The organism is Nostoc sp. C057 (genome assembly GCF_013393925.1).
In the GTDB taxonomy this organism is placed as follows: Bacteria; Cyanobacteriota; Cyanobacteriia; order Cyanobacteriales; family Nostocaceae; genus Nostoc; species Nostoc muscorum_A.
The window spans coordinates 208,572-234,544 of record NZ_CP040289.1; the positions used below are offsets into that span (position 1 = coordinate 208,572).

At 40.1% G+C, this 25,973-nt stretch carries 19 protein-coding genes and 1 pseudogene; 5 read left to right on the forward strand and 15 right to left on the reverse strand.

What is annotated here, in order from left to right:
• Positions 1 to 112 precede the first annotated feature (112 nt).
• From FD724_RS37220 to FD724_RS37235, 3 genes and pseudogenes are all read right to left on the reverse strand, one after another.
• Positions 113 to 1,575, reverse strand: a pseudogene (locus FD724_RS37220) (ISLre2 family transposase).
• Positions 1,576 to 1,724: 149 nt separating this feature from the next.
• Positions 1,725 to 2,360, reverse strand: a complete 636-nt coding sequence (locus FD724_RS41460; RefSeq protein WP_256874749.1) for a hypothetical protein — start codon at positions 2,358 to 2,360, stop codon at positions 1,725 to 1,727.
• Positions 2,361 to 3,159: 799 nt separating this feature from the next.
• The gene (locus FD724_RS37235) at positions 3,160 to 3,969 is read right to left on the reverse strand and encodes an IS5 family transposase (RefSeq protein ID WP_179076636.1); all 810 of its coding nucleotides are present in this window, start codon (positions 3,967 to 3,969) and stop codon (positions 3,160 to 3,162) included.
• Between the two features lie 296 nt (positions 3,970 to 4,265).
• Here FD724_RS37235 and FD724_RS37240 point away from each other — a divergent pair, with 296 nt between their 5' ends.
• Positions 4,266 to 4,928, forward strand: a complete 663-nt coding sequence (locus FD724_RS37240) for a site-specific integrase (RefSeq protein ID WP_179076637.1) — start codon at positions 4,266 to 4,268, stop codon at positions 4,926 to 4,928.
• Between the two features lie 102 nt (positions 4,929 to 5,030).
• Here the strand turns inward: FD724_RS37240 and FD724_RS37245 are convergent, their stop codons facing one another.
• The 3 genes from FD724_RS37245 to FD724_RS37255 all read right to left on the reverse strand — a co-directional run bounded on the left by FD724_RS37245 (position 5,031) and on the right by FD724_RS37255 (position 11,287).
• Positions 5,031 to 8,516, reverse strand: coding sequence for a plasmid replication protein, CyRepA1 family (locus tag FD724_RS37245; protein WP_179076638.1), 3,486 nt, complete (start codon positions 8,514 to 8,516; stop codon positions 5,031 to 5,033).
• Between the two features lie 1,014 nt (positions 8,517 to 9,530).
• The gene (locus FD724_RS37250; protein WP_256874750.1) at positions 9,531 to 9,770 is read right to left on the reverse strand and encodes a hypothetical protein; all 240 of its coding nucleotides are present in this window, start codon (positions 9,768 to 9,770) and stop codon (positions 9,531 to 9,533) included.
• Between the two features lie 11 nt (positions 9,771 to 9,781).
• Positions 9,782 to 11,287 (reverse strand): NB-ARC domain-containing protein, encoded by a 1,506-nt coding sequence (locus tag FD724_RS37255; RefSeq protein WP_179076639.1) that lies wholly within the window; start codon positions 11,285 to 11,287, stop codon positions 9,782 to 9,784.
• A 553-nt stretch (positions 11,288 to 11,840) separates the two neighbouring features.
• Between FD724_RS37255 and FD724_RS37260 the strand changes: the two genes are divergently transcribed.
• The gene (locus FD724_RS37260; protein WP_179076640.1) at positions 11,841 to 13,817 is read left to right on the forward strand and encodes a tetratricopeptide repeat protein; all 1,977 of its coding nucleotides are present in this window, start codon (positions 11,841 to 11,843) and stop codon (positions 13,815 to 13,817) included.
• 63 nt (positions 13,818 to 13,880) lie between these two features.
• Positions 13,881 to 14,933, forward strand: a complete 1,053-nt coding sequence (locus tag FD724_RS37265; protein ID WP_179076641.1) for a hypothetical protein — start codon at positions 13,881 to 13,883, stop codon at positions 14,931 to 14,933.
• Here the strand turns inward: FD724_RS37265 and FD724_RS37270 are convergent.
• The 7 genes from FD724_RS37270 to FD724_RS37300 all read right to left on the reverse strand — a co-directional run bounded on the left by FD724_RS37270 (position 14,894) and on the right by FD724_RS37300 (position 22,743).
• The gene (locus FD724_RS37270) at positions 14,894 to 17,407 is read right to left on the reverse strand and encodes a CHAT domain-containing protein (RefSeq protein ID WP_179076642.1); all 2,514 of its coding nucleotides are present in this window, start codon (positions 17,405 to 17,407) and stop codon (positions 14,894 to 14,896) included. The two genes, FD724_RS37265 and FD724_RS37270, sit on opposite strands and share 40 nt — an antisense overlap.
• 38 nt (positions 17,408 to 17,445) lie before the next feature.
• Positions 17,446 to 17,718: a hypothetical protein gene (locus FD724_RS37275; RefSeq protein WP_179076643.1), complete on the reverse strand. Its 273-nt coding sequence runs from the start codon at positions 17,716 to 17,718 to the stop codon at positions 17,446 to 17,448.
• A gap of 141 nt (positions 17,719 to 17,859) precedes the next feature.
• Complete coding sequence (locus tag FD724_RS37280; protein ID WP_179076644.1) at positions 17,860 to 20,031, reverse strand: filamentous hemagglutinin N-terminal domain-containing protein; 2,172 nt, start codon at positions 20,029 to 20,031, stop codon at positions 17,860 to 17,862.
• Positions 20,032 to 20,198: 167 nt separating this feature from the next.
• Positions 20,199 to 20,666, reverse strand: a complete 468-nt coding sequence (locus FD724_RS37285; RefSeq protein ID WP_179076645.1) for a GNAT family N-acetyltransferase — start codon at positions 20,664 to 20,666, stop codon at positions 20,199 to 20,201.
• A 735-nt stretch (positions 20,667 to 21,401) separates the two neighbouring features.
• Positions 21,402 to 21,917, reverse strand: a complete 516-nt coding sequence (locus tag FD724_RS37290; RefSeq protein WP_179076646.1) for a thioredoxin family protein — start codon at positions 21,915 to 21,917, stop codon at positions 21,402 to 21,404.
• Positions 21,918 to 22,014: 97 nt separating this feature from the next.
• Positions 22,015 to 22,488: a hypothetical protein gene (locus tag FD724_RS37295; RefSeq protein WP_179076647.1), complete on the reverse strand. Its 474-nt coding sequence runs from the start codon at positions 22,486 to 22,488 to the stop codon at positions 22,015 to 22,017.
• A 27-nt stretch (positions 22,489 to 22,515) separates the two neighbouring features.
• Entirely contained in the window at positions 22,516 to 22,743 is a 228-nt protein-coding gene (locus FD724_RS37300) for a hypothetical protein (protein WP_179076648.1), read from the reverse strand.
• Between the two features lie 283 nt (positions 22,744 to 23,026).
• On the opposite strand from FD724_RS37300, the gene FD724_RS37305 reads away from it, so the two are divergent.
• Complete coding sequence (locus tag FD724_RS37305; protein ID WP_179076649.1) at positions 23,027 to 23,968, forward strand: hypothetical protein; 942 nt, start codon at positions 23,027 to 23,029, stop codon at positions 23,966 to 23,968.
• Positions 23,969 to 24,028: 60 nt separating this feature from the next.
• Positions 24,029 to 24,682, forward strand: coding sequence for a PAP/fibrillin family protein (locus FD724_RS37310; RefSeq protein ID WP_256874751.1), 654 nt, complete (start codon positions 24,029 to 24,031; stop codon positions 24,680 to 24,682).
• A gap of 140 nt (positions 24,683 to 24,822) precedes the next feature.
• On the opposite strand, the gene FD724_RS37315 is transcribed toward FD724_RS37310, so the two are convergent.
• Complete coding sequence (locus FD724_RS37315) at positions 24,823 to 25,503, reverse strand: hypothetical protein (RefSeq protein WP_179076650.1); 681 nt, start codon at positions 25,501 to 25,503, stop codon at positions 24,823 to 24,825.
• A 2-nt stretch (positions 25,504 to 25,505) separates the two neighbouring features.
• The gene (locus FD724_RS37320) at positions 25,506 to 25,973 is read right to left on the reverse strand and encodes a hypothetical protein (RefSeq protein ID WP_179076651.1); all 468 of its coding nucleotides are present in this window, start codon (positions 25,971 to 25,973) and stop codon (positions 25,506 to 25,508) included.

The window sequence follows — 25,973 nt, forward strand, 5'->3', positions numbered from 1 at the left end:
AATAGCAAGTCATTTGACCATTGTTACCAAAAATATCTACAATCAGTCTTTTACACTTAGTGTTAATTAAAGCAAATAATAAGTTAAAAGTAGAACTAAAGTATAAAATTTATCAAGCAGTTTGGGGTTTGAGAAAGGAATTAAAGATAGAACAACAAAAATTATCCCAACTTTTAGCTATCCATTGACAACGCAGATGTAACATAATTTCTGCATTTTCTTTCAACCAAAATTTACTGTTACCCTTGATTCTTAAGTTGACAACTTGACGGATTAAACTCTCAATTGCACCACTGCCAATAGGGAGTTTTTTATTTATTGCTTTATCGTAATTTAAACGCCCTTTACGATAAGCATCTAAAATATAATTCCGCTTAACTACCATAATCTTACAGCGCTCTCCAGTAGCTACAGCAATCAACTCATCCATCTGGCTGATTAAGGATTTAGCTTTACCTTTTTTTAAACTCTTTCTAACTTTTACAAACCATTCCTTAGACTGTGCCTCTTCATTAAAAGCCGCGTCCGCAAATACTTTTAAATTTTCCGTAACATGATAAAAATCGAATAGCTGATAAGTTTCAACTGGGCATCCTAATCTTGCCAAAAGTGGGGGAATATGTATCCAGATCCACTCCGCTCCATCCCCGATTAATAAGACTTGTTTTGCTTGACTAATTCCCAAGTCAACTAAATCCGCTTCTAAAATATCTAAAAGCGCTTTATATCCTTCATAAGTGCCATCATTCGTAATAGGAATCTCAGAACTATTTATTTTTTTACCTTGCTCGTCAACAACATAAATTGTGAATAACTTTGGCTCAACCCATTTGCCGATAAACCCGTGTCGCTTGGTTTTGGAACTTTTTCTCCCCTTTTTATTAATTCGGATTCTACTCCGACCACCATCTACGGCGATGACAACTCTTTGCCCTTTAAGAATATTGCCTTCAGCTAAATTTCCTAATTGCCGATTTAAGATTTTAGATTGACGTAAGTTGATGCCAATTTGACCAAATTTATATGTTAAACGTTCAATTCGTTTTAAACTAAGGTTAATTCCCCAACCCGTCAAAGTTGTACAGGCGGCTTCAAATGAGCTAGTGATTGCGCCGTATTGGCAACTGTTGACCATACTAATGGGGTTAGACCGTCTGACATTCCCAACCACGCTAATAACGGATATACTCCGTGAGTAGAGATTTTATTTTTGGTCTTAACTGTTGAATTTTTTCTTACCATATATGGTAATCTTAAAGTTACTAAAACATTTCCGACGGTTAATATTTCTCGCTTTCTATAACCGTGTTTTTGCATCTTACCATCCCACCAGCCTCTTGTTTGAATCATAGCTGTTTGATTAGCTGATTCAGATTGTGAGAGGGTATATAACAAAATAGCAATACATTGACCAGCTAAAATAAGTGCATTTTCTCTAATTTCTCTTTCTCTTTCTTCAAGAACTTTCCCATTCCATTCCGTGATATTCGTCAATTCTAAATATTTTGTTACCTGCGAAGAAAAGTCTGATAATGATTTACTTAAATCTAAAGTTGCACATATATTTTTTTCCATTAGGATAGATAATCCCTGTCTCTAAATTATTGCTCAAAGGGAATCCTAGCCTTTTTTGGGTCAAAAAAGAGAATCTTGCAACTTGTGACTCAAACTCATCTTTCTTTTTAAAGTGTTAATACGGCTTAATAAGTATAAATTTATTTGCACTACTGGGGAAATGATTTAGCGATCGCTTGTTTTTTACCGGATCTGACAAAACCGCATTGCTCCCTTTCCTCACTTACACCAAGCCTCTTGGCCAAACCTTCTTCAGTTAACGGTTGCATTCGCGGACTTTGCCCAGAATAGGATGAATTGTTGTAGTACGATTTTTGGCCCCGCTTTTGTTGGTTGTTGAGATAGTCTTGAATTTTAATGATCGCCTCAGCCAACTGTGTCATTCGGGCTGTCATCTTTTCAATTTTTTGTTCTAAATTGGCGAGATTATCAATTACTGTGTTTTGGTTGCTATTAGATTCATTTGAAAACTCTGACTCGAGCTTATCAAGTCTTTCGCAAATAGCTCTTATCGTTTCACTGTTTGAACTACTGTAATTATTATTACTTTTAACTAAGTACTTCTCAATACTTGCCTTAATCTTAGAATCTAACCGTTTGTCTAAATTATTACCATCTATTGCATCAAGCTGATCTTGGGAATCGCCTAAGTAGAGATCGATAAATTCTAGCAGCGTGGCTGTTGCTGTTGTGCCTTTCGAGTTGCAACAGGCGATAAACTGCTCCCACTTTCTTTGATCGCAGTTGAAAGATGCTAATTTTTTTTTACGCCCCGTATTGCTCATGTTCACGTGTCATCTAGGTAAAATGGGACTGACCACGCTTATTAAATCGTGTAATTCATCATGATGAATTACCTTGATAGTATCATCGCCAAATGCCTCAGCGCATTCCTCAAGCAATGCCTTTTATGAAGAGATGCTACTGCCAACGGCTACCATTGGCGATCAAAAATTATCTCAGGCTTAAACGCTTCCAGGATTGCTTTATCTAATTTTTGCTCATCAAAACAGTGCTAAGTACCTAGTTAGATTCCTAAGTAAGAAAGCAATAATTGCATTCAGTACAGTCAGTCTGTACCCCTACGGGGATCTTGCTACGCATAGCGTCTCTAAAAGTTGCCCCTGCTTTTAAGCCCTGGTGTCCATTAAAGAATTAGTTGTCAGTTTTAAATAATTAGTGTCCAAACGCATCGGAGAAAAGTTTGAGTTTTTGGCACACAAGTTTTACCCGTCCGTTTTTTGAAGAATTTTTTATAGAGGAATCAAACTACTCTCAAAAAATAAACTAAAAATGACTCTATAGTTTTATGTCGTGATAGCGATGAAATAGCGGGCTATTCCGATAAGCTTGATTTGGCATGAAAGCAACAGAAGCAGGGAAGAATTTTGTACAAGTTTCTTAAAATAAGCACCTTTGCCCGTTTTCTTTAACCCAAACCTACACCTGTAATATTTATGTAGTGAACTGTTAGAAGTATGCTCTTTGACCTGTTATATTACTGATTAACTATAAAGTCATTATTGGTTTATTTTTTCACCTATTTTTAGGTTTTTCTTTTAGAGGGTGTTTATAAAATAATTCTTAAGCGGTTGAGCGACTATGATTACGGGCTAATCGACGTAACATTAAATGCGTCATAGCGGCGTATATCATGGTTTCACTTGTTTGGGGATGATATTCGTAGTCTTTACTGAGACGACGATAGCGACCTAACCATGCAAGTGTACGTTCCACAACCCAACGTCGAGGTAATACTTTAAAGCCTGAAGTGTCATCAGAGCGTTTAACAATCTCAATTGCACAGCCAATAAAATACCTGACCCAATCAACTAGTTTTCCAGCATATCCAGCATCTGCCCAAATTAAATGCAGCTTGGGGAATGAGTATTGAATTTTATCTAGTACCAGTTTTGCTCCGTCACGGTCTTGAATTGAAGCTGTATGTACAACAACCATCAAAATTAAACCCATCGTATCAACAAGGATATGGCGTTTGCGACCATTAATCTTTTTTCCGGCATCATAGCCCTTCACCCCTCCTTTCTCAGTTGTTTTCACTGTTTGTGAGTCTATAATTCCTGCGGATGGTTCTACATCTCGTCCTTCGAGTTGCCTGAGTTGCAATCGCAGAACTGAATGAATTTTTTGCCATATACCTTTGCGCTGCCAACGTTGAAAATATGAGTATACAGTTTGCCATGCTGGTAAATCGTGAGGCATCATTCGCCATGAGCAGCCAGCGCGCAAGATATAAAAAATCGCATTTACCACTTCCCGCATCTCGATTTCACGCTTTTTTCCACGTTTGCGCTTACGTTCTGCTGGAATCATTGATTTAATCAAATCCCATTCGGTATCGGAAATGTCTGTGGGATAAGGTTTTCGACTCATGGCATCCGATTCAAATATGACGACTGTCTTTTTTAAAATACCTGTCCTGCGAAATGACCGCGATCCTCTTTATTTTTTATTTATAAACACCCTCTTAGAGGTGTATTTTTAGGGGGAACCACAAAAAAAGATACCAGCCTTGTTCTTAATTGCTCGTTGTGTGGCGTGGATCTGGATCGTACTTTCGTATCTTTATGAGCTCATCTGCATAGCTGCGAAAATTGCACCCCGTAGCAATTCCTGTCCCGTGGACTGGGATAATAAGAACAGGGCGGGGTGTTGATGGGACAGCAACCTTGAAAATTGATAGGCATGGTCGAGCAAAGATTCTGTCTTTGCAGGATATCCAACTTCTGTTCTCGCAGGGGGTAGATTCACTGCGAGACAAAGCGCTGTTTGCGGTGATGCTTTACACAGCGTGTCGGGTGAACGAAGCAGTGACGTTGCTTAAGCGGGACGTATATGATGCCAAAGGAAAAGTCAGAGCCAAAATCATCTTTCGCAAAGGTAACACGAAAGGGAAACTGGCTACCCGTGCCATCCCGGTAATTCAAGAATTGCGAGTCAGGTTGCAAGCATATAACCCGCGTGATGATTCTCCTTGGCTGTTCCCTGGAAATGCTGACCACTCAAGAGCCAATAACCACCTGCACCGAGATTCGGCACTGTGGATATTGCGAGTCGCTTGCAAAAAAGTAGGAGTTGAAGGCGTAAGCTCTCACAGCTTTCGGCGCACAGCACTCACCTCGATGAGTAATGCCGGGATTCCCTTAAGAGTGATTCAGGAAATTTCTGGGCATCGCACGTTGGACGAGCTGTACAAGTACCTGGAGGTAAGAGAAGATCAAGTATTGGGAGCGGTATCATCTTTAGCACTACTTGCTCCGGTCAATGAAGACGACTTCGGGAAACCCAACTTTGTCGAAGTGACCGATAATTCAGTAAGGGAAAGGCATTGACCCCATTTTACCAAAAAATCGATTTAGCAAAGCAGCATCAGCGCAATTGCTGAAAGCAAAAGTAGAAATTACTTCAATGATGCGGTTAGTTATGACGAAAGTTTAGCCCCCCTCCATTGGCAACACTTCTTCATTTAGCAAGGTGTAAAATTCCGGTACTGCCGACTCAAGCTTACGCAGTTCATTTGCCGCGATCGCTTCAAGTTCCAGCACCGTCTCCCAGCGCAAATCCTCAACCCATCGCTTAAGGATGCCCTTAATCGCGTCCACCCCCTGCTTGATACCAGAGCGTAGCATTTCCACACAATGAAGTAGAGTAATGCGATCGGTCGGAGGCGACTCAAATTCGGTAGTATCCTCCCCTTGGCAATGGGAGTTCCCTATAGCATCAGGGGGGGGTGTGGATACGGCCTGCTGATTGGGGTTTACACTATACGCAGCAGGGGTTTGGGTCGCATAATAGGTTCGATTTTCTTTTTGATTACGCTTCGTTTCACGATGAGCAATTACATGCATTGCAAATTCTAATTCCTCTTTAGACAAAGAGAAAAGTTTTACCTGTTGCCCCCGTTTACCCTGTTTACGGAAGGTCAGCTTTAGCCCCAGCTGCTCGACTAAAGTTCCTAGCAACCAAATAGGTTTACAGTCACTGGGAATAGTAAACCCAAGAATTGCTTTGACGTGAGCAGCACAATGTATAGCGATCTCCGTCATCTTGAGTAAGGTGGGGTCATCGGCAGTAACTTCATCACCCTTCATTAAAGAAGCGAGAATTTGATGCAGCCCCAGGTTAAATCTAGCCAGCCACCGTGCGGAATAATTGCCCCAGTCGATGCACAAAGGTAGATTGTCGCGCTCGGTGCGGTCTTTTTGGGTGACAATTGTTGGTGGGGTAGGATAAGTTTGCCCAGTTTTGGGGTCAGTAAACGATTCTTCGGGTGGGGCTAAAATGGCCTCAAGTCCAGCAATTGCTCTAATTAAGCGACCACCTTTATCCATTTCTACAAGTGATTCGGTTACTTCGATGCCGTAAGAATCAGAAATGCGGAATTTTTCGCATTCAAAAATTTCATTAGGGTCAAGGTAATCTTTGCTCTGACGGGCACGGTACTCACTCAAAGTAATATTGTTAGCCTTGGCAACAGCCGAATTGTGGGCACGATCCAAAGCTTGTGCTGCTGCTTTAAGACTTTCGAGAGACTGAGGATCTGAATCACTGCCCACATATATAAATGTATTGCCCATTTCGGTGAGAAGCTCACGCAAGTCATCGCGCAAATTATTGAGAGAATAGTGGCGGTTAGCCATAATTTGACAGTAAGCCTCAAGTGCCCAATCTTTCTCCGCTCCCCGCTTACCCGTTTGACGGTCAATCCGCAACAGAAAAGCGGTCATTTCATTGGTTTGGAGCAAGCGCTCTTTAATCTTGGATGCGTTAGTATCTTTGTAACCAAAGGGAGGACGCGGGGCCACCCAAATATGAAACGGGACTTTCGGGCGATAGCGGTACAACTGCTGGGCGCATTCAGTAGCAGTTTGGGAAACGCCGTGAAAAACACCAAACACCAAATCGAAATGATACTCAGAAATATCGACACCAGTACCCAGGCTGGGAGAGGTGAACAAGGCATCAAAGTTTTTGACGGCGTTGGTGATATCTTTAATGAAAGCGACATTTTCATCACTGCCGGAATTATCGGAGTGGACAGACCAGATGCGCCATTTTTGGGGTGTATGGGATTGGTCAGAGTTAGGATCTTCGTACTTAATAGTAAAAGACTTTTCGAGTTTTTTGATGAAACGCTTGGAGTCACTTGCAACCATGACTTTCAGACCTTGCATCAGGGCCGCCGAGATTTGGGCAACTAGGGCGCTTGAATTACTGCCTTCGTACCAATATATAGTGCGTGAGCCATTTTTCCATTCATTTTTGACGATGTAAGGTACTTCACCTACTGGTCGCATTGCCCGAAAGAAGTCCACGGTTAAATCATCCATGTGTGCGTCGGCAAGGACGACTAGTGGCGCGTTGTATACTATATATTCCAGTACCTCCAAGATTGCTGCACGGTGCTGTTTACACGTATTACTGTGTAGTAGGTGGGTAAGGTATTGGCAAGCTTCATCTATAAATATGCAGCCATAAATCAGCGCTTGCGTATTGAGTTTGTGCAAGCTGTCAATGGTAATACTAAGGGCTTGGGCTTGAGCTAAACCTGTGTAACCCAAGTCTGAATACATCGCAGTTCTCAGGCGATCGCTTAAATTCTTCAGCAGGTTGACGCGATGCCCGTTGTTGAGGAACCGAGCATCGGGGTTTTGCTCACGCCACCAGCGCATAAGTTCAGTTTTGCCTGTACCCATGTCGCTCCAGAGTACGACTAGTCCTTTGTCTGGAAAACGGAAAGACTTTTTCGGATTTTGGGTACAAGGTTTGGCACTAAAGGAGCTAGAATCTTCTTTCAACTCAACATTTTCCCTAACCCCAGTATCCAAATCGCAGTCCGTAGCTATCAGATTTGGACTGAATAATTTTTCAAGTCCAAGATCGTAAAGAGGCGGGGGAGATGAACATTTTTCCTCCAAATCAGGAATGCATAGTGCTTGGGTCAAATATTTAATATTAATAGTGACATCCGGCTGGTATTTGCTTAACCCCCATTTCTTAGCTCGATAGGAGCGCTGGTAATCTTTGAGTGATTTAGCATCGTCTATAATTGCAGTTAGTAGTGCATTGGCATCTTCACTGCGACTAACTACAAAATCATCAACGCCTTTTTCTGGCCCCGGCAGTAATGCAACTTCACATTCAGAACCAGCAGCTAAGATTGCTTTTGCAGTGCGAACAGTGGCTTGGTAAACTGACCACCTGGTTTTAGAAGAAGTTTCGTAGTCAAAAAGAATTATGAACTTGCGTCCCGCCTGAGCCATTGGTACTAAGTCAGGATGCAACCGTTCATCAAAATCCTGTTTGCCCACGCGCCCGTTCCAAATTCCAGGGAGTGCGATCGCTACAAACCCCAGACTCAGCAAGCAAGCGGCTTTCTTCTCCCCTTCGCATAAGATAACTGGAATCTCTGGATGCTGTTTCACCCACTCCCAAAATATTAGTGGATTGAGTTGATCCAGTAAGCGCAATGCTAAAAGTGAATGATAGCGCTTAATTAAATAACGTTTTGCTATTTTGTCCCAAATGGGGTTAGCGACATCGAAGTAGGTAACACGGTTGGGGGTTTTTGGGGGTGACTCGTATTTGACGGGTTTCCCTTTTTGCCAATCAATACGGGGGAAGTTCGGCTTAATCCGCCCCCACTCCATCGGTTGCCAGTTTTTGAATGGGTCAAGTGATTGAATCCACGTCCCACCCAACAGCAAATGCTGATACAGCTTTAAGTATCCATCGGTGACTCGCCCTGCATTCTTGCGTGGGATTTTATCAGATATGAACAGGAAATCATAAACTGATTCTCCCTCAATGTGGAAAAAGTTGCGCTTAATCAACGCCGGATGAATGGCGCTACCAGCTAACAACTCATGGTATTCCGCAGCCGTGAGATTGTTTGGATATTCAGTTGTCGCTGAATTCATCGGTTCTCCCCTCGGAATCCTTTGGAGAGAACTCTTTCAAACTGCGAAATCCTTGCTCTAGCAGTTCGCCAACCCAAAATTGCTGGGTGGAGGTCGGCAGGGGAGCAAGGGAGCAGGGGAGTAGAGGAGAGGCTTATACAAGTTCTTTCCCCTCTGCCCCTCTGCCCCTCTGCCCCTCTGCTAACCACCATGCAAAGTTGACTTGCCAGACTACTAGCCTGGATATTCCGAAAATTTCCCTTCGTCACAGCACAAAATTGCCATGCGAAAGCTGCACTCGACCCCATGCGCTCTAACACTGCGCTCTTAGGATGTTCTCTGTTTATCACGATATTTTCCCCTGATTACTTGGTTGACAAGTTCAGAGGGGGTTGCATCAGTTATCAGTCAACAGTTAACAGTTATCAAATAAAGGTCTACTCCTTATTGATAACTGGTAACTGATAACTGTTATTCGCGCTGCTACTATTTTTTGCTACAAAATTCGGGATATTTCTTAATCAAACTTAACTTTACAGAAACTTATGAATTTCAACAACAAAAATTGCCACACGAAACTGGTGAGTTTCGTGCGGCTTCTCGTATAATACAAGAAGCAGCGTGGACTTAATCTCTTTTTACCAGTCAGTGGAAACAAGTCGCCAAACTTTAACTACCACTGCTTTGGTTGCTTTGAGATAACCCCGCTCTGAAATTATTCGGTTTTTTGAGCCTTGGACAAAGCGCCTACTCTTTAGTGGCATTTTGTCCTTTAAATTTTTGGTGTTGTGTATCTCCCTCCATTTGTTGTTCGTTTTGATCTTACAGAACTTCTGGTCTTCTGGTATCTAGTGCCGTTTTGATTTTTACTTGTGACCTCCATATTTGCTAAGGATTGCTTTAGGGGTAATCGAGGGTTGGTAGCACCTCTTTCTGTGTAGGGTGTGATTACCCTGGCTCAAGCAGTACCAGGCGTGGCTGTTACTTCTGGTTTAGGCTTGCGCTGAAAAACTTACTTGTTGTATATCATTAGGTTTATCCAATACGAAGCTGTTGTCTGTTTGCTGACCGAGTTGAAGAATGATTGTTGCTATATATTTGGGGGTAATTACTAACAGTGTCAGTCAATTTCTTCCAAACTTTGGGTTTTGTAACTGAACTGACTATGATTCGTCCGTCACAGTCAATATCAAATTGCTGCCAGCTATTCTCCAGTATCTTGGGTTGAGGGAGTTCGTTGATTTTTGTGGTAATCTCTAGTTTTCCTGTAATCATGAATACCTCTGTTATGATGCGATTGGGAAATTGGATGAAGCTTTGGATGTGTATACCCATCCTTGTGGATCTGTTTTAATATACTTTTTTACCACTGGTTCTAAATTAAAGCTGATTTCTTCTGTAATAGGGTCTTTAATAGTTTCAATTAATGAGTGTTTTTCAAGTACCTCTAATGCCTTAATTAGCTCAAATTTTGAAACTGACGTTTGCGGTTCACGATTCATGTCATTTAATAGTTTAGCAAACCCAACGTATTGTGAATTTAAAGTTACTTCCTCTGTTAAATAAATCATAATTCGCTTCTGAATTTTGCTCAATAATTGACTAAATAGATAATTCAGCATTTCTTGAAACTGGTCACTAACTAATGTAGTTGGGTTTTCAAAAAACTTTTCGGTGCTACCTCCAAAAAAGTGATGAATGCGATTAATTACTGCTTTTAATTCTGAAGGATTACCTCTATAAGTTTTGATTAAATCATTGCATTTTTCTTCATCTATTAATCCTTTGCTAGATAAAAGCTGTAACGCAGCGTCTGCCTCTAACCCTTCAACTCTAAGAAAATCGACAGGTAATTCAGCTGCTATTAGACTCTCAATTTCATCAGGAAAAACTCGACTAGTTATGATTACGCAGCTTTGACACAGCTCCTCTGTTAAACGACGAAAAAATAATCCATAGTCTCGTCGATACTGAAAGTTACTTGTTTGAAATAAAGCTTCAGATGCATCCAATACGAGCAAGCAGCGACGTGATTGCAACTGCTTGATCAATATCGAAATCATGGACTGTGTATGCTCAGGCAAGCTTGAAGATATTTCTGTGGGTTGGATTAACTCTATCAAATCACCTACTAAGTCTTGAACTAATGGTGCGTGGGCCACCGATTTCCAGATTAAACAATCGAATCTAGGTTGAGACTCCAAACTAAGTTCTTCTAATAGTTTTGCTGCTAATGCGCTTTTGCCAATTCCTGCTGCCCCTACTAGCAATATGCATCTTTGCTTAATCGCTAACTCTTTTAAATGTATTAGTTCTTGTACACGACCATAAAAACTGGACACATCAGGTGATTTACTCCCAATCACTTGTATCCGATTCTTAGCAGAGTATGTTTGTTCTTCATGTATGGCATCTTGAAACTGATACTTTTTTGTTACTCTCTCTAAAAAATACCGCAAGCTTTGTTTTTCAACTCGTTCGCCATCTCCAATCGTTGTTGAAAGCATATTCCACAGGGGAGAGGCAACTCGTCGTTGCAAGTAGTTAAGACTGTAAGTCGAATTGCTTGCTACATCCTTATACTCCTTTCCATCCCAAGCTGCTTTAATAACAAGAATCTCAGGCGGAGACAAGCGTTTGCGTCTTTCGGTTAACACTAAGTTGTCTACTACAGCCAAGGCATCTTCAAAAGTTACATCTGCTGAAAATCTTTGCCCTAAAACTTTCTGTTCTTGTGAAAGAACAGAGGAAGCGTTAGTAGACTTAAGTCTTGATTCAGCACTAAAATCCATATCTTTATAATTTTTGTTGGTGTATTAAATATCTATGAGGATTTTTTATTGTAGATTAGAGCTAGCTCGAGTAAAAAGTATACTGCACCTCTAAAAATATACTGCACTTTTATGATACTTGATCGTTGTTCATAATTGTTTACATTACACATTTATCATAATATTTTCTAATAAAACCACTTAGACCTTCAAATAGGTCAGCAACCCTTAGTTTCTTGCCGAGGTCTTTAGCTCGGATTTATCACTCGTTTTCTCAAAGCCTTACATAACGTAGATTCAGGCGTTTCACACTGGATTAAAATTTTTAGCTGTCAGAAATGACTGAAAGATATTTTGGGTAGAGGTTACGATGAATCTGATGCCTGCGGCAAGCGTAGCCATTGTGGGACTTATGAAAAATGTGGGTTTAGGCAACTAATGTTTAAGTCTTAGCTGACCAGACTACTAAATACTACATAAAGCTGACGATTATGAGTACACATGTACAAAATAAATATTTACTAGGTAACTCTTTATGTTTTAAACCCGGAAGAGGAAGGCGCGAGGAAGTTTTGTGAGTTACTGTATCAATCCCCTATGCTCTCAGCGTCGAAATCCAGACAATGTTGAAAAGTGTGTATCGTGTGGTACTTCACTACTGATTAATAACCGTATCCGTCTAGTCAAACCATTAAAAGCGCTTACTGATAATCCATACAACTACTTTGATGTTTTTGAAGTAGATGACATTGGTACTAAGTGGCATCCAGTTCGTGAACAACGAGTCATGAAAGTTCTAAAATGGAATACACCTAAGCTTGTAGAGTTAATTGAGCGGGAATCTCTCACCTTACAACTAATTCGACACCCAAAAATTCCTCGCAGTACTTTAGATGACTATTTTACTTTTATTCCAAACAATAGTCTTCTAACATTACATTGCTTAGTTATGGATAAATTTGAGGGACAAAACTTGGAGCAATGGATAGAATTTAATGGGAAAATTTCACAATCTCTAGCATTAGAATGGCTTAAGCAGTTAGTTGAAATTCTTGATACAGTACACCGCTCTAATTTTTTTCATCGAGATATAAAACCTTCTAATATAGTTCTTCAGGTAAATGGTCAACTGGCATTAGTTGATTTTGGTACTGCACGGCGAGTAACTGACACCTACCTGGCGAAAGTTAGTGGAAGTGGGGGAACTAGTGCAGGCAGGGGAGGAGTATATGAAATTACAGCTGTTGTCACACCTCGTTATACCCCTTTGGAGCAGATAAATGGACAAGCAGTACCTCAATCAGATTTTTATGCTTTAGGGCGAACCCTTGTACATTTAGTTAGTGGTATGTCACTGATGCGTCTGCCAACAGATAAGAGTACAGGAAATTTAATTTGGCGAGACAAGGCTTCACAGATAGACAGACCTTTCGCTGATTTTATAGAAGATTTAATGGCTCCCTTGCCAGGGCAACGCCCGCAAACTACAGGAGTAATTTTGCAGCGTTTGGAGCGTTTACCATTTAAATCAAAACTTAATCGACTAATTAAATCGAGGTCATTTAGAGTTGGTGTAGGCGTATTAAGTTTTTTAAGCATTGCTAGTTTGATATATGCGTCCCTACCTTTAGTAGCAAATTATTATCTAAATGAAGGAAAAAAAGCTCAACAAGAAAATAGGTTTGAGGAAGCAAAAAGTTATTTTCAAAAAGCAGTTAATTTGAATTACAAGTTAAATTTTATAGTAGCAACCTCTTTTTTGGAACAAGGTGAAAAATCACATAAAGAAAATCGTATTATAGATGCTGAAAAAGACTTTGAAGCAGCAGTCAAATACAATCCTAATTTAACTTATTCAATCTCTAAGTTCTATTTTGAGCAGGCTGATCGGCGCGGAATAGCTCCTGAAATTGCTAAAAAATACTATGGACTCGCTATCAAGTTTAACCCTAAAGATGTAGCCATTTACAATAACTTGGCTTTAGTATGTCAAGACTTAGGTGATGACAAGTGCGTTAACGATAGTTATGAAACCCTGTTTAAATTAAAACCTAATGCTTGGGAAGGGCATTACGGATTGGGAAGTTTTTACGATGATCGAGGTGAATACACATTAGCAGAAATCCAATATAAATTGGCTATACAAAATAGCAATAAAGACGCACAACCCCTTAATAATCTATCAAGATTAAAGAATATAACTGGGGATTATAATGCAGCAGTTGGTTTAGCTCTAGAAGGCTTAAAAAAAACTAAAGATCCTGAAAGACAAGCTACTTTGTACAAGAATTTAGGGTGGGCGAAATTAGGGCAAAAGAAATATGGTGAAGCGAAGGAATATTTAGAAAAGGCGATTAAATTAGACTCCAAAAGAACAGATGCTTACTGCCTGCTAGCACAAGTACATGAAGTTTTGGGTGAAATTAATCATGCCAGGATATCCTGGGAAGTCTGCTTGGTTGCTGAGTCTAACCAGTTAGAGGTTCAGAAATGGAGAAAACAAGTATTAAAGCGGTTATTGGGAGATATTGTGCCGGAATCTTCACCATAGGCTTTTTTTTGTTCCCTAATCCCGTTATGCTACTAACTTAAAGATAACCAGACAATATTTTCAATGCCCAATCTAGCCACACCGGACTCAACAAACGAAGTAGGGAAAAAAGTCTCTAGAGTTCCATTGGTAACAATTGCATCAATAATGCTTCTATCAAACTCTGGCGGCGCATTGGCTCAACCCCAACTAGTAGCAAAGCGTGTCTGCATTAATGAAGTTGGTCGAATTATCAGCTCAGGCGATCGCTATCTAGCAGTCGGAAGTGAGATTTGTCTAGGAGATAAGATTAACCCAGCTAATGGAAGTACGGTTAAGGCTGTGTGCTATTCGAGTCGCCAGGTTTTAGAATTTCAGCAAGGTGCTGTTTTCGGTGTCTCAGGTATATGTACGCCGCAACAGGTTCAAGCAGAACGACGGCAATGTACACCTCTAAATCGGAATGCCTGTCCGAAGATGAAAGGGCCAAGTGAAGATCAAGATTCACTAAAGCTGATTACTCCCTACGGAAATATACTTTTAAATACCCGACCGACAATTTCTTGGCATCCTGTTAAGAATGCTACCAGCTATACAGTAGAGATCACTAGTTACGAATTTCACTGGGAAGCAGAAGTAAAAGATACTATACTGCCCTATCCAAAAAAACGAAAAGAATTGGAGTACAGTGCTGCGTATACAATTACAGTAACTGCAAATAAAGGTGACTCTCCTATTAATTCTCCTGGAAAGTTAGTAGTCCATGTATTGCCTGAAAGTGATGTTAAACAGGTTTTAGAGGAGGTGGATGTAATTAACAAATTAGGCTTATCTGCCGACGAAGCTGCTTTTCTCGATCTAGATATTATATATATGTCAAAAGGGTTTTTAAATGAAACAATTAATTCATTAAAAGCAAGAGTGGCAGCAGGTAGTAAAAATCCGACTCTGTTTAGAGTACTAGGAGATCGTTATTTGGACGCATGGTTACTAGATGAAGCTTTTCGTGAATATAAAATGGCAGAGTGGTTGGCGAAAAGTAGTGGCAACTCTAATGAATTAGCTCAGGTGCAGTCACGGCTAAAATTGATGAAATCTCAAAGCCAACCACCGATGAGGAGGAAACCTGCCCAATAGTAAGGGTGGGAGTAATCTGGATTTGATAACAAACTTAATTGTGCAAGACGTAGTGCCTCTGTTTTAGTTTTACCATCTTTCAACTCCTTGTAAAATTCTTTCATGAGCATAGCGGTAGATTTATCATCTACGCGCCATAAAGTTGCGACAGTACTCCTTGCTCCTCCTTGGGCTGCGATCCCAGCGATTCCTAATGCCGAGCGCTTATTTCCCTTAGCTGTCTCACAACCACTCAAAACCAATAGCTCAATTGCATCTTCATTGATTTGATTTTTTTGTTTGAGTAAACTGTCAAACTCTAATAAGTTGATTGGCTTGTCCCAGCTAAAAAACATTGTCAGTTGAGGAACCGAATTAAATTGAGCATGAGTTGTTAAGTGAATAATCGGAAAAGTCTCTCTACTTACTTCTTTTATAAAACGCTTATAAGTGAATTCTTCATTGAGTAACGAGAGTGAAGAATTGGTTTGCTCTTTGACGTTTGCTATTTCTTCTACCACAGATGGCAGTTCTGTCAGGTATGAAGGAGCATTTGCGGCTTTGAAGCTGGGACTAGATTTAGAGAGTCCAGCAATTAAAGCTCTTAATTGTTTTTTAAGTAAAAGTTTGGGCTGCCGAACTTTAGAACCCAAAGTCTCAGCAATGTTGTAGTGCTTCAGTAAATAATCTTTTCCATCATGAAGCAAGCCCATAGGTAAACTTTGGAAAGATGTATCTAAAGTAAACACTAATGTTCCATTTTGGGGCAAATATTTCTTTATAGGTGCAATAAGCAAATTATAAAGTGCTTGAGAATAATCAAGAATAACCTGGATTTTAGTATTAGCAAAATTCTGATCCTGTAAAGTTTGTAAAAGATGATCTGCATGAAATTTCACTAACTTTGGAGCAACAGAGTGGTGGTGAACGGATTTGTCAGGTGACTGAACAACCACCTCTATACTATTGCCTAAATCAATAATGTGAATTACTGAAGGAATGCTATCTAAATTTTTCAAATCATTCAAAGCCACAAGATTTAGCTTGCCACATTGAAGATAATTTTCCAACTTTGCTATTTGCAGTCTTTCATTAGTCTGAATTAGGCGCTCCAAATTAGGATTATAATCTGTTAGGAGCAATCGCATATAGTCACGATACAAAGGCTCCACTTTTTCTTTGAATGAGAACTGTAAATCTGTATTATTTGACAAAAGATTGTTGCGAACTTGAGTCACGTTTTCAATTGCGGCACTATAAGCTTGGAGAGCCTCTTTATATTTTCCCTGCTCCTTGTACAAAATTCCTAATTCATGCTGCCATTGATAGGCAAGATCCCATGCTTGAACTGATTGAGCCAATCCCAAAGCCTGTTCAAAATATGGTTGTGACCGCTCTAGTTTTAACTTTCCTAAAGTGCCAAAACTCTCTGACTGTAATCTCTGACTATTAGTGTTTTTAGCCTTTTCTAAAGCAGATTCAGCATATTTTATAGCTAGGGAATGGAACTGTTGTCCTGGAATTTTATTTAGACTTTTAGCGAAATTCAGCTTGGCATAAACAGAATAGCTGGTTGGTAGTTGAGAAAAGACTGAATTATTTTCCAACAATAAAGCTACAGATGGCTGTATCTGTTGAGTGATTCTAGTACGAAGGGAGGCTAATTTTGTATTACTTGAATTGGTCTCTACTACCAACCACTGCTCAAAGTCTACCAGTAAGCTCAAGCGATGTAATTGAGCTTGCAATTTTATTTCCTTTGGAGCATTTGAGGTACTAATCACTTGTTGATAAATATCGAGAGAATCAAGTACCTGTTGTTGAATGAAAGTGACAAATTGTTTCTGGGAAATGGGTTCTTCTATTTCAGAATATTGATTCCGTGCTTGTTTGTAAATATCCTGTTTAGTACTACCTAATGAAAGCAGAATGCCACTAGTATCAATAGAAGGGATAAACTTAGCAGCAGATAATATTTTTGACAAAACTTTTTTTGATTCATCAAGCTTGCCTAACCGACGCAAGACTTCTCCTAAGTTGTGCAATCCGAGCAAATTTAGGGGTGAAGTAGTTTGCTTATTGATGGCTGCCGTCAGCAGTTTTTCCATATATTCAGTAGGTTGCTGTGGCGTATTGGCGCAAAGAGAAGTATTTGCATTTAACTTCAAAGCTGACAAAAGCGTATTACATGCACGAGGATACAAACCTAAAGTTTGCAGAGCAATATTTTCGTTGATTAAGCTTTTAGTAAGTAACTTTTGATCGTTTAGTTGACGGTAAATTATTGTGGCTTTTTGCCAAGTTTCAAGGGCTGATGCTGCCTGACCTTGATTCAATTGATCGTAACCTTTTTGAGTCAACAATTGTGCCTGCTTTTGTTGTTGTGTTGCTTTATTTACCTCTTGAGCTAATATAAAGGATGGTTGGGTAATAACTATGAATAAACCGAGAATGACTAACAATAAATACTTGAACCAATACCGATATTTAAGCATTTTCGCTCCATTACCAGTTTTGCTTATACAAAAAAATTTTAACGACACGCCAAGGCAGATAATGAGCTATTAGGGGTTGCTGTATTGTTTTGTGCAGTTAAGACGACATTCCCATCAAGATTTATTATCCAACCCTGAGCTTCTATTATCTGTATAGGTTCTTCAGTTTGTGATGCCTTCGATGCCTCTAAGTTATTATTATTGTGGATTGAAACAGAGTTATTTTGCTGTTCATAATTCATATATGGCATATCATCAGAATTAGCTGGCAGTCCACCGGTGCCAACATTCACAAATTTACTGATTGGCATATCTGAATTTTTTTGACAAACTGAGGCTATTTGAGGAGCAGGGCAAACGCATCTAAAGTATAAGAATCCTTTAATAGCAAGGGTTTTGGCGTTTTTTAATTTAGCCTATTTTTTCATCAAGATCCTTGCCCAGCAAGGGTTTCAGAAATCCCGTGCGTTCGCCCTGATTTGAGGAGCTACTGGAATCGATTCTGATTTGAGTTTAGTAGGATAAATTTCACCACCAGTATTGTTAATGCTAACAGTGCCGTTAATTCCGTATTTAGAACTTGCAGAAATTTGACTGTCACGAGCAATAAAAAGTCCTCTAGTATTAATTAGCACATTTCCTCCATACCCATAGAAAGCATTGGCAGCAATACTGCTCTTCCCCCAAGCACTTAATATATCTGCATTGATGTTTATATTACCGCCATTGCCTCTACTACCTGCGGTCGTCGTTACAACACTGTAATTACTTAGCTGCAAATACCGTGTATTCACGAAAATATTACCGCCTTCGCCGTTAGCAGTAGTTGCTGTAATGGCACTTTTTTTGTTTAAAGAAACAGAAACAGCATTGATTCTGAGTGTTCCAGCATCGTTAGAACCGTCATTTCTCACGTTAACTTCAGCACCGTCTGTAACACTCAACTGACCAGTATTAATCGTCACGTTTCCAGATTTTCCAGAAGGCACTGAAGGGAGTCTGTATAACTTTTGCAAGATTGGAGAGACGATATTAGCACTGGAGATCACCAAACTAGGCTCTCCAAAACCAAGTATCTTACCACTTACCTCTACAGATTTAAAGGCGTTAATCGTAACATTACCACTCTCTCCACTTGCTAAAGTAGAAGCGTCAACCCTTCCTCCATCTCGAACTATCAACTTTGATGTACTGATTGTTAGGCTACCAGCTTTGCCAGCGTTGAGCGATATGGAAGATAAAATACTTGGCTGAAAGGTTATTGGTGAAGCTCCTATTATTTCTAGAGAGTCAGTTGCACTTACAGTGACATCTCCTCCTCTACCAGTTCCAAAGGTTGAAGAGGACAAGTTACCTCCATCCGTGGCAACGAATTGCCCTGTTGACACTGTAATATTGTTTGCGTTTCCAGAATTGAAAGTTGCAGTACTGATAGTACTAAAAACAGCAGGGTCAAAAGGCGAAACCCCAAGCAATTGTATAGAATCAAAGGCATTCACATTTATATTGCCACTTGTTGCAGCACCAAAGGTTAAATTATTTATTTGTCCTCCATTTTTAATAATTACCTGTTTGCTTGAAATTGCAATGTCTCCAGCTTTGCCAAATCCCAAAGTTTCGCTCCGTAAACCACCAGCTGTCCTAGCAATTGGATCGCTACCACTCACTGACAAAGACTCGGAAGCATTCACGTTTAGTGTGCCTCCTGGTAGTGTTCCTTGATTTTGATTTAAGATTACTGAGCCATCTGTAAGCGTAACTCTGCGTCCCTCTATCTGTATAGATCCACTGCCAATGCCACTAGTATTAACTAAAGCGCGTTTTGAGAGGTTAATATCTTGGAAATAAGGTACATTTTCATAGCCCAGTTTCCAACCAGAGGTCGTAGGATTAATACTGACTGAACCATTGCTGAGGCTACCCAATTCAATTCGCCCTCCCCTAGCCGTTATCACACCTCCCTCTAAAATCACATCACCACCAACAATTGCTATAGTTCTTTCTGGTTGCACTTGTAAATTTGCGGCGCTACTACTTGTGATTAGAGGAGAAAAAGGAGGGCCAATTAGATTGTGACCTGTACCTTGGATGCGAATTGTACCTGGGTTGCTATCAATTTGCAGTCCTATAGGCACACTTACTGTCAGTAAAGGATTAGGTTGGGGATTGTTTGTACTAAATTGAGTATCATCAGCAAAATTAATTTGATTTGCAGTAGTAGCTAGAAATGAACCACCAATATTTAGTTTGGCATTATTACCAAAAATAATGCCATTGGGATTGAGCAGAAACAAATTAGCCGTGCCATTGGCTTTGAGAATGCCATCAATATTAGAAATAGACTTCCCAGTAATACGAGTAACAATGTTTTGGATATTTATATCGTTGTTAAAGTAAGCTTCATTTCCAGTAAGCACGGAAAATTGTTCAAAACTGTGGAACAAGTTGCTCCCTTTTATAGTGCCACCTTCTATGCGGTTAGTATTACCTTCATGTTCAACATTGGAATTAATAGGTAGTGTTTTATCTGGTATAATCTGTGCGTTAACTGGCACTGAAATGAGTAGTAAATAAGATATAACGCCGCTTTTAAAACCCGATAACGGAACAGTATATAGTTTCAAAAGACCTCTTTTATATTTAAAATAAGGTTTGGATACTTGTAGGTTAAAACTTGTAAACTCAGCCAGTTCATCTAAATGGCGCACAAGAGTATAGCAGTATTATGCAACTTAAATATTCATAATTGAAAGAGTACAATACAGCGATAAAGGTTAATGTTAATAAGCGCTCATTTGGGATATTCATACTTCATAAACAGCACAAAAGCTTTAGTTAACCTCTTTCGTAATTGGGATAGTCCAAACTTTGGCTTGAGGGATGGTGGTAAATCTTTAAAATTAACGGATACAAAGCCTCTTTTAATGTAAAAATTCACCAATTGATGTTTTAAGCATTTTAAATAAAGAGGTTGACTAGCTTGAGTAATTAAATGCTGTATCAAAACAGTCCCTAAACCACGGTTTCGCCAAGTCGGTGCAACAAATAAACTGCCTAGCTCTTGTGCTAAGTGAAAGTTTCGGATCTGCCCGAAGGCTACTAAATGTCCATCACATTCAATGACCCAAAATTGCTGCCATCTTAATTGACTGGGGTCTAGCCTTGCTCTAAACACAAAAAATACTATTAACCACATATCAAAAGGCTTGGCCTTACGAAGAACATACTCAGGTGGCAACGAAAAATTACACTGTATCATTTATCAAACCATAATTGGACAATCGCAATGTACCTTGAATGGTTGATTTTTTACCAAAATTATGGGTTTTGTCAACTTTTTGTGAGTGCTTTAGATGCGCCGACACTGCAAAAGAGCTACTTTTGTTTGATCCTTGAGCGCACCAATATTTCATTACTAAATTACTTTGATATTTTTTAAGCATAACCAGCTTACCAACTAAGTCTGCATGGCGCTTGTTAAGTATTCAAGCGTTAGTATAGGTGTTGAAGTTAGCAGTATCCGGTATCTGTAGGTTGCAATCGCGGATACTGCCTTTGCTTGTAAGCTTTAGTTTGGCAATGTTTGTCATGCCAGCAATGTATTTTTTGTAACTCATAGAAATTAGGGAAACTCAGCTAAATCGGGAACACAGGAAACACAACAGACAATTGTTCTTCATTGAAAGCAGTTGCTTGTACTATTATTGACAGCGTTGCTAACTACTGACAAAAGTAGTTTTTTGCGACAAAACCTTCTTTTGTCAGAATTGCTAATTTCGGACTACCTTAGCAAGGGAAAATCATGATTTTTATCATGACCTTAAGCTGCCAACATTTATTAACTTGATATTAGATGTTTAATACCTTATAAAATGTTGATAAACAGGAAAGCTTATGACTGTCAGTTGCTCAAACGATCAATCTTTAAACATATTTGCTCAACTTTCTCAACCACCAAATACTTTGCCTTCAGCTTAAAAAGCAAATATAATCCTTATTCGCTTTGGATGTAACGAAAGTTCATATCCCCCTTGTAGCCAGAAGCTTTCGCAAGCTCCTTAAGGTTTTGCACGCCGCTATACTGATGTCCATTGATAACCCAAGTTGGTACACCTGGGACTTTCGCTGCATTGCACAAGTCTGGGTGGGGATTGATACCTCTCTTATCGCACTCAACTTTAATACTGTCGTTGATTATTTGGTAGGCTTCCTTCCCAAAGATTAACTTCTGTTCGTGACAGTGAGGACACCACCAAGCAACATATTCTTTTGCCCCGATATACACCAAATGCTTCGCCAAGGCTAGTTCTGCCTTCCCAGAAGTGGTAGTGATTTCCCAACCGACTCCAGTCTGAGGCCGTTCTTTGGGCAGGAAGAAAATAATTGATGGGGACTTTTGGTTGTCTGTTTGTTGAGCAATATCTGTCAGTAGGGCAGAGCCAGAACTCGTACTAACACAGATAATGGAGAGCGTTAACAGTGCAAGTAAAAAAGGGTGTTTGATAGCCATATTAAATATATACTTTGATTGAATAGTTGTCGAAGCTAACAATTAGAAGCTTTAAGATTATAGGATTTTGTATAACTGATAACACGAAGTCAAGATATTATTCTTCATCATCTTCTTCCTCATAATCGAAATCATCATCGCCATGTTCTTCATACCACTTTCTTTCTTCCTCCAAAGCGATTTCTCTTGAGATCCTTTTTCTTTCTAAAATTTCCCTTTCAAGATTTTCTCTTTCTTGCCTTGCTCTTTCTATTCTTTCTCTATCTCTGGTTTCTCTTTCTACCCTGTCTCTTTCAAGCTGAATTAATCGCTGCTCCACTCGTTCACAATAGAAATCCAAAGCCTTACCTGTGGCTGTTCCGGTAATCGCACCACCAGCTAAAAATATTATTACAGTTTTCCAGCCGCCAAAGGGATTACCGCTCCACTCCAAACTACCCTCATTGATCCACACCAGTAGAAAGTAGACGAGAATTCCAATAACTGTATTGATCAGTGCAAAAACTCTTGGTGTCATCTCGGTTTGACGAAGTATCAACCACTGCGCCAAACTGAGAATCACACCAAACATGATGGCAGCGATGCCTACGGCGGCAAGCTACGCACAAAGAATAACATTACCTGGAAAAGTGAATGGATCTACCACAAATTTGATGATTAGCGTGATACTAATCAGGGCAGAGAGCAAAAAGCTCAGAAGTAAGCTAGCGCTAATCGCAATAAACCAGTAGCGACCGAGATAACCCAGGCGAAATTCTAACAACGACTCTTGTACTCCAAACAAAGTCATCCAAAATGCAATACTCACGGTCAAATAATCAAGCATTAGCCGTTGTTTTACCCGTGTGTTGAAGAGGGTATTTCTAGAATAAGCTGAAATTTAATTCAGTTGTCAGAATTGAATTCAGGCTTTTGACAACTGAAGTTTTTCTTATTAACTGTGGTATTCGGCTGATTTTCGTTAAAGTATTCTTTCATCGGTGCAAAATATAAAAAGCAATGAAAAACCCCAACCTTTAAACAGGATGGGGGCATAAATAAAAAGTCTATATTTCCATGATGACACAACTCAATATTGCTACGAGCCAATTGGTACTGGAGGTGGAATAATGAACAAACCACTATCCAGACGCAAGAAAGTTATCCCTGGGGCATCTGAGGAACCAAAGCTAGCAACCGACTCTGCTGCCGAAAATACTTCTGAGCAAGATAACCCAGCTTCAGCAACGATTACGGTTACTGCTATTGAAGTTACAGAGTTGACCGAAGAAGAACAAAGCTTACGCTTGCAATTTGAACGTCAAGTAGAAAGGGCATTTTTGTCAGCAGGTCAGGCGTTGATGGAATTGCGGGACAGACGGCTGTACCGTTCCACGCACCAGACATTTGAGGAGTATTGCCGCGAACGCTTCAATTATAGTCGTGACGCGGCGTACTTGAAGATTTCAGCGACTGTGGTTTATGAGAATCTTCAAAAGTTTTTGCCGACCATTGGTCGGCAAATTCCAATGCCGACCAACGAACGACAATTGCGCTTTTTGGCGAAAGCCGAGTTGGAACCGGCTGTGCAAGCGGATGTTTGGCAGCAGGCAGTAGAGCAAGCTGGCAATAAGATTCCATCTGGTCGGATCGTGAAAGACGTAGTGGACAGGATACGCGAAAGGACGAAAGTACCCAATCCTTACAATATTGGTGAAATATGCATTCTTCTGCCCAAAGATAACCCAGACTTGAGAGGTAAAGCGGGTTATTGGGGCGTGGTAACTCATGTTGGAGACTATAGCTGTACAGTCCAGACATGGGACGGCGACTACACCGTAAAAATCGAACACCTGAAATCACTGGAATTGCTTGATGAAGATTGCCAATTCATGCAGCAGTTATGTTTGAGGTTACGGCAGTTGCATCAAGTGGCCAGGCGTGACGAGGCTGTGGATTGGCTGTTGCAGGGGTTGGGGAAACAAGCTAAACCTTATTTATCTTCGTTGCAGGCAAAGCTGCTGGCGGCTATGGAACGGGAGTACAAAATCGAGTGGAGGCAACAGAAATGATTGTGTAGCGAGGAAACAATAGTGATAGAATCTACGGTTAATAGCAAAGAGTGATATCTTGTGCCGTTTTCACGAGCTAAAAAGGTTTTTTTAGACCAAATTATGGTTAGCGAATTGGTAAATCTCAAACAAGAACTGATTTCTATTTCAGAAGCTAGTGACATTGGGTTTAACTATACTCCAACAGCCGCATTGCAAATCGAGACATTAGCGCGATCGCTTGAGTTGGTAAATCCTACTACTGAACCAACAAACCATCTTGAGTTGGTTCAAGGGCGCTGGCGGCTCTTGTACAGTACATTTGGCTTAGAACAAGAAACTACTCTACAACGTGTTTCTTTTGGTAAACTCCCGAATGTGGCTATCAGCGTTACTGGTATCTTTCAAGAAGTTTATACAGATGGTCAGCAATACAATAACCTAATTGAATTTACTCTATTGTCTGGTATTTTAGGTATTACTATAGTTGAAGGGCGTTACACAGTAGAAGATTCTAAACGTCTCAATATTGATTTTGTAGAAACATCCGTTAAAAGTGTAAGCAATGATTTGACCGACTCTAGTTTTCGTAAGGCTTTAGGAGTCGATAATCAGTTGCCTTTGGAATCAACACTCTCCTTTAATGGCTGGACAGATATTACCTATTTAGACGAAAATTTTCGCCTCATGCGTGGGAATCAAAAAAATTTGTATGTGTTGCTACGATCCGAGTAAAAAGATCAGAGTCTCCTTACTTGTAAATAAAGCTAAAACTATTACCTAGACTGTATTTGTCTCACTAAATCATTAAAAGGTTGCCAATTATCTTCTTGGGCGATCGCTTCCCAAATAGATTCTATATGGCGAATGAATTGTCATTGATCGAAGGAAGGAGAGTTTTTCACCCAGACATTATGGTTGTGATAAAAATCACCACGCTGTTCTAATGTAAACCCACCCAGCAATAATCCCAACCACACTTCTACCATTGGCATTTGCAACACACGTTGCAGTTTAACTAAAGAAATCTCATCTTTGACATTTATCAGATGGTTAGCGATCGCGCTCTGCCATTTTTCCACATTCTCATCTGATGCCAAATTGCGGACATCTTCTAAAGTTGTTACCTCATCAAGCATTGCCAAAACATTCGCTTTTTCAACAGGTGCTGCTACAGAATCACCCTCCTGGTTAGGAGATGAAAATTGGCGTGGGCCATGTGGTTGAAAGGTTTGTGGTGTTTGCGGTTCAATCAAATCATCTAAATCTAGGTGCATTGTTGTCCGCACTAGACCAGCAAAGAGATCGGTGCTAACAACAGGCCCCAAAAGACTATTGCGATCGCGGGTATCTTGCAACAGCACTTCGGCACGAGACTTAAGAATATCCGCAATTTGACTGAAGGCAAGCGCTGCGGTTGATAATTGTGCCTCCAAGGGTAATTTTTCTAACTCGGCATCCAAACAATCCCACATAGCATCAAGGGAAGAAGTTGGTGGAGATTCGGACAATTCATCAAGCACATCCCAAATTGTTAATTGGCGGTATGTGGTCATCTCTAAGATTGTGGATGCAAGGGGCAAGGGCGCACTGGGCAGTAGCTTGAGGTAATTTCAAACATATCCTTATATTGATAGAGCGAAACACCATATTGTTTCGCAAACGCCTGCAACACCTGATCTGTATAGGCGCGGATCTTACCAGCCGTTAACCCAAAACAGTGAATTGGTTCTAAGCGACAAATAGGCTGTTGTCCCAGCCACAGTTCTGCGCCCAAGGCGTGCAATGGTTTATCCCCTGGCTCTTTATACAAATACAGCACTGCAAAATATGTTGCTGGTGGTTCGACTGTTACTGAATCAATTTCTGCTGAATTATTCTGCGAACGGTGGCGGTAAAACGAACGGCGATTGTGGCATACTTTTGGATTCCAACACCCGTCCCCTGCTGTTCCATGTAAAACTTTAGCTTGAGTTGTTGGTAATTTGGCGCATAACTGACACTTGGGGTCTAACGGCTTTGGCAT

Excerpts from the sequence above, each read along its gene's own strand:
- FD724_RS37245 (WP_179076638.1), bottom strand. The coding sequence starts at position 8,516 with ATGAATTCAGCGACAACTGAATATCCAAACAATCTCACGGCTGCGGAA.
- FD724_RS37250 (WP_256874750.1), bottom strand. The coding sequence starts at position 9,770 with ATGATTACAGGAAAACTAGAGATTACCACAAAAATCAACGAACTCCCT.
- FD724_RS37305 (WP_179076649.1), top strand. The coding sequence starts at position 23,027 with ATGAACAAACCACTATCCAGACGCAAGAAAGTTATCCCTGGGGCATCT.
- FD724_RS37300 (WP_179076648.1), bottom strand. The coding sequence starts at position 22,743 with ATGCTTGATTATTTGACCGTGAGTATTGCATTTTGGATGACTTTGTTT.
- FD724_RS37315 (WP_179076650.1), bottom strand. The coding sequence starts at position 25,503 with ATGACCACATACCGCCAATTAACAATTTGGGATGTGCTTGATGAATTG.
- FD724_RS41460 (WP_256874749.1), bottom strand. The coding sequence starts at position 2,360 with ATGAGCAATACGGGGCGTAAAAAAAAATTAGCATCTTTCAACTGCGAT.
- FD724_RS37285 (WP_179076645.1), bottom strand. The coding sequence starts at position 20,666 with ATGATACAGTGTAATTTTTCGTTGCCACCTGAGTATGTTCTTCGTAAG.
- FD724_RS37265 (WP_179076641.1), top strand. The coding sequence starts at position 13,881 with ATGCCCAATCTAGCCACACCGGACTCAACAAACGAAGTAGGGAAAAAA.
- FD724_RS37295 (WP_179076647.1), bottom strand. The coding sequence starts at position 22,488 with ATGTTTGGTGTGATTCTCAGTTTGGCGCAGTGGTTGATACTTCGTCAA.
- FD724_RS37290 (WP_179076646.1), bottom strand. The coding sequence starts at position 21,917 with ATGGCTATCAAACACCCTTTTTTACTTGCACTGTTAACGCTCTCCATT.
- FD724_RS37235 (WP_179076636.1), bottom strand. The coding sequence starts at position 3,969 with ATGAGTCGAAAACCTTATCCCACAGACATTTCCGATACCGAATGGGAT.
- FD724_RS37275 (WP_179076643.1), bottom strand. The coding sequence starts at position 17,718 with ATGCCAATCAGTAAATTTGTGAATGTTGGCACCGGTGGACTGCCAGCT.
- FD724_RS37255 (WP_179076639.1), bottom strand. The coding sequence starts at position 11,287 with ATGGATTTTAGTGCTGAATCAAGACTTAAGTCTACTAACGCTTCCTCT.
- FD724_RS37270 (WP_179076642.1), bottom strand. The coding sequence starts at position 17,407 with ATGCTTAAATATCGGTATTGGTTCAAGTATTTATTGTTAGTCATTCTC.
- FD724_RS37320 (WP_179076651.1), bottom strand. The coding sequence starts at position 25,973 with ATGCCAAAGCCGTTAGACCCCAAGTGTCAGTTATGCGCCAAATTACCA.